Origin of the sequence: Pseudomonas sp. NPDC087639, assembly GCF_044743385.1 — a bacterium.
Lineage (GTDB): Bacteria > Pseudomonadota > Gammaproteobacteria > Pseudomonadales > Pseudomonadaceae > Aquipseudomonas.
In genome coordinates this window covers 1-4,014 of record NZ_JBIUWI010000053.1, presented here as the reverse complement: position 1 = coordinate 4,014, position 4,014 = coordinate 1, and the positions used below count along the sequence as shown (strand labels likewise).

Here is a 4,014-nt window from a genome sequence, read left to right as displayed (position 1 = left end):
AAATCAGGGCGGGGCGCGGCATTTTGCAGGCGAACTTTATGCCCTTCAAGGGATTATGACGGGTGACGGAAAATTAACTACAAGTCATCCCGTGACCGAATGTCGCAGATAACCGGTTGAATCCCTTGCAGGCCGTGCCTTGTAAGGATTCTGGCTGAATTTGAAAAAATTTCTCATCGGCGACGTGAATAAGCCGTGATGAGTCGCGCGTGAAGGCTCAAAGCCACGTCGGCAGGCGCTTGTGGGACGTCTGTACGACTTTCGGATACAGTCGCTGAATATGCGACAAATACTTATATCTGTAGGGCTTTTGGTTTTCTGACTACGGGGTTAGGTATGGCTGTGAGCCTTTATCCCTCTAGGCTGTAGCTCTGCGCTTGATTTACCAACCAGTCGCGAAATGCCTTCAGAGACGCCGATTCGACCTTTCGCTCCGGAATCATCAGGTAATACGCCTTGATGCTGGAGAGTGCCTGCGGGTTGGCAATCACCAGGCGGTTCTCGGCCAATTCGCGCTGGATCAGGAACGGTGGGATCAGCGCGATACCCATGTCGTGCATGGCCGCCTGAGCCAGCATGGAGAATAGCTCGTAGCGCGGGCCTGTCATGTCGCGAGGGATATTCAGGTGTTGCGAGTAGAACCACTGGCGCCAAGCGTAAGGGCGAGTGGTCTGCTGTAGAAGTGGTAGTTCGGCAATCTCATCGGCTGTCAGATGTGTCTTGTTGCCGAGTAGGGCGGGGCTGCACACCGGCATCGGATTTTCGCCCATCAGCCTGTGGGATTCGGTACCGGACCAGTCAGCATCGCCAAAGTAGATCGCCGCGTCGAAGTCGGTATCGGCAAACAGGAACGGGCGAGTGCGGTTGGTGAGGTTGACGGTGACTTCCGGATGCTTGAGCTGGAAATCCTTGAGCCTTGGCAGCAGCCATTGCGTGCCGAAGGTCGGCACCACCGCCAACTCGATCACATTGGTGCCCTGCTGGCCCATCACTGACAACGTATCGCGCTCCACCGCATCGAGTTGCGTGGCCACCCGGCGGCTGTAGGAAAGTCCTGCTTCGGTCAGCTTCACACCGCGTCGTGAGCGTCGGAACAGTTCCACGCTGAGGAAATCCTCAAGGCTGGCGATCTGTCGGCAAATGGCGCCCTGCGTGAGTGAAAGTTCTTCGGCGGCCTTGGTGAAGCTCTCGTGGCGAGCGGCGGCTTCGAAGCTGATCAGGGCGGTGGTGCTAGGGATCTTCCTGCGCATATACGTCAATCTCACTAATGCGCCGCGTAAAAGGCATTCAGCGACGTTTCGGAGTGAGAAATTAGCACAACAGAATGCGAAATCCTCGTTTGCTGCGACGGCTAACCGCGCCTAGGATCAATGCCACGTTAATTCACCCGATTTGCGAGGACACACTCATGGGCGGTAAAGCTAGCTTCAACTGGATCGATCCCCTGCTGCTGGATCAACAGCTCACCGAGGAAGAGCGCATGATCCGCGACACCGCCGAGCAGTTCGCTCAACAGAGCCTCGCACCGCGTGTCCTCGAAGCCTTCCGCCATGAGAAGACTGACCCGGCGATCTTCCGTGAGATGGGCGAAGTCGGCCTGTTGGGTGCAACCATCCCTGAGCAATACGGTGGCAGCGGCCTCAACTATGTCAGCTACGGCTTGATTGCCCGTGAAGTGGAGCGTGTCGATTCCGGCTATCGCTCGATGATGAGCGTGCAGTCCTCGTTGGTGATGGTGCCGATCAACGAATTCGGCACCGAAGCCCAGAAACAGAAATACCTGCCAAAACTGGCGTCCGGCGAATGGATCGGTTGCTTCGGACTGACCGAGCCTAACCACGGTTCTGACCCGGGAGCGATGATTACTCGCGCACGCAAGGTCGACGGTGGCTACAGCCTGACCGGCGCGAAAATGTGGATCACCAACAGCCCGATCGCTGATGTGTTCGTGGTGTGGGCCAAGGACGATGCCGGCGACATTCGAGGCTTCGTGCTGGAGAAGGGCTGGAAGGGGCTGAGCGCGCCGGCGATTCACGGCAAGGTCGGCCTGCGTGCTTCGATCACCGGTGAGATCGTGATGGACAACGTATTCGTACCGGAAGAAAACATCTTCCCGGACGTGCGCGGTCTGAAAGGACCATTCACTTGCCTCAACTCCGCGCGTTACGGCATTTCCTGGGGCGCACTGGGTGCTGCTGAGTTCTGCTGGCACACCGCCCGCCAATACACCCTGGATCGCCACCAGTTTGGTCGCCCATTGGCCGCCACTCAGTTGATCCAGAAGAAGCTGGCCGACATGCAGACCGAGATCACTCTGGCGCTGCAAGGCTGCCTGCGTCTGGGTCGCATGAAGGATGAAGGCACGGCTGCCGTGGAAATCACTTCGATCATGAAGCGCAACTCGTGCGGCAAGTCGCTCGATATCGCCCGTATGGCGCGCGACATGTTGGGCGGCAACGGTATCTCCGATGAGTTCGGCGTGGCCCGTCATCTGGTTAACCTGGAAGTGGTGAATACCTATGAAGGGACCCACGACGTTCACGCGTTGATCCTGGGGCGTGCGCAAACCGGTCTGCAGGCGTTCTATTAATAGGAGAGCGACCATGGGCGCGCTGTCGCATCTGCGGGTACTGGATTTATCGCGAGTATTGGCCGGGCCGTGGGCCGGGCAGATCCTCGCCGACCTTGGCGCCGAAGTGATCAAGGTCGAGCGCCCGGGCAATGGTGACGACACGCGCGCCTGGGGGCCGCCGTTCCTCAAAGATGCTTATGGCGAGAACACGTCAGAAGCGGCTTACTACCTGTCGGCCAACCGCAACAAGCAATCGGTGACCATCGACTTCACCCGCCCGGAAGGGCAGAAGCTTGTGCGGGAGCTGGCGGCCAAGTCCGACATCCTGATCGAGAACTTCAAGGTGGGTGGACTGGCGGCTTATGGATTGGATTATGAATCGCTGAAGGCGATCAATCCGGATCTGATTTATTGCTCGATCACGGGGTTTGGTCAGACCGGGCCTTACGCCAAGCGCGCGGGCTATGACTTCATGATCCAGGGGCTGGGCGGGCTGATGAGTCTGACCGGTCGGCCTGAGGGTGATGAGGGCGCCGGGCCGGTGAAGGTCGGTGTGGCGCTGACGGATATTCTGACCGGTCTTTATTCAGCGGTGGCGATCCTCGCGGCACTGGCTCATCGCGACCACGATGGCGGTGGCCAGCACATTGATATGGCGTTGCTGGATGTGCAGGTCGCGTGTCTGGCTAACCAGGCGATGAACTACCTGACTACGGGCAATGCGCCCAAGCGTCTTGGTAACGCACATCCCAACATCGTGCCTTATCAGGACTTCCCGACGGCTGATGGTGATTTCATTCTGACCGTGGGTAATGACGGGCAATTCCGCAAGTTCGCTGAAGTGGCGGGGCAGCCACAGTGGGCCGATGATCCGCGTTTCACTACTAATAAGCTGAGGGTGGCGAACCGGGCGGTGTTGATTCCCCTCATCCGGCAGGCGACGGTGTTCAAGACCACGGCTGAATGGGTGGCCCAGTTGGAGCAGGCTGGTGTGCCGTGTGGACCGATCAATGATCTGTCCCAGGTGTTCGAGGATCCGCAAGTGAAGGCGCGTGGGTTGGCGATTGAGTTGCCGCATGCGTTGGCGGGGATGGTGCCTCAGGTGGCCAGCCCTATCCGGCTGTCTGAGACGCCGGTCGAGTATCACCGGGCGCCTCCTTTATTGGGCGAGCACACGCTGGAGGTTTTGCAGCGGGTACTGGGCTTGGGCGCGGGTGCGGTTGCCGCGTTGAAGGAGGGAGGAGTGGTCTGACGATTCCTTCTATATAGAAGGAATACCGTTTGCTTCCTATATAGAGAAGAATTTGGGTGTTTTTTAACCGGTCTGCAAGTGATTGAAAGAAAAGCGAAAATAGGTGTTGACGGCAGATTCTGGAAGTCTATAATTCGCCCCACTTCCGGCGCAGTCGAAACGGAAAACTCCTTGAGATTCAATGAGTTAC

The 4,014-nt window shown here is 58.0% G+C and carries 3 protein-coding genes; 2 read left to right on the top strand and 1 reads right to left on the bottom strand.

Annotated elements, in window-relative coordinates; translation table 11 throughout:
* Window positions 1-350: 350 nt before the first annotated feature.
* Window positions 351-1,250 carry a LysR family transcriptional regulator gene (locus ACIOVB_RS20235; protein ID WP_401270745.1) on the bottom strand — a complete coding sequence of 300 codons (900 nt, stop codon included), beginning with the start codon at window positions 1,248-1,250 and terminating at the stop codon, window positions 351-353.
* A gap of 158 nt (window positions 1,251-1,408) precedes the next feature.
* Between ACIOVB_RS20235 and ACIOVB_RS20230 the strand changes: the two genes are divergently transcribed.
* Both ACIOVB_RS20230 and ACIOVB_RS20225 read left to right on the top strand, forming a co-directional pair.
* On the top strand, window positions 1,409-2,590 hold the full coding sequence (locus ACIOVB_RS20230; RefSeq protein WP_095190295.1) for an acyl-CoA dehydrogenase: 1,182 nt from the start codon (window positions 1,409-1,411) through the stop codon (window positions 2,588-2,590).
* Window positions 2,591-2,603: 13 nt separating this feature from the next.
* Entirely contained in the window at window positions 2,604-3,824 is a 1,221-nt protein-coding gene (locus ACIOVB_RS20225) for a CaiB/BaiF CoA-transferase family protein (protein WP_187680760.1), read from the top strand.
* Window positions 3,825-4,014 lie beyond the last annotated feature (190 nt).

Coding starts and splice junctions, on each gene's coding strand:
- ACIOVB_RS20235 (WP_401270745.1), bottom strand. CDS start 1,250: ATGCGCAGGAAGATCCCTAGCACCACCGCCCTGATCAGCTTCGAAGCC.
- ACIOVB_RS20230 (WP_095190295.1), top strand. CDS start 1,409: ATGGGCGGTAAAGCTAGCTTCAACTGGATCGATCCCCTGCTGCTGGAT.
- ACIOVB_RS20225 (WP_187680760.1), top strand. CDS start 2,604: ATGGGCGCGCTGTCGCATCTGCGGGTACTGGATTTATCGCGAGTATTG.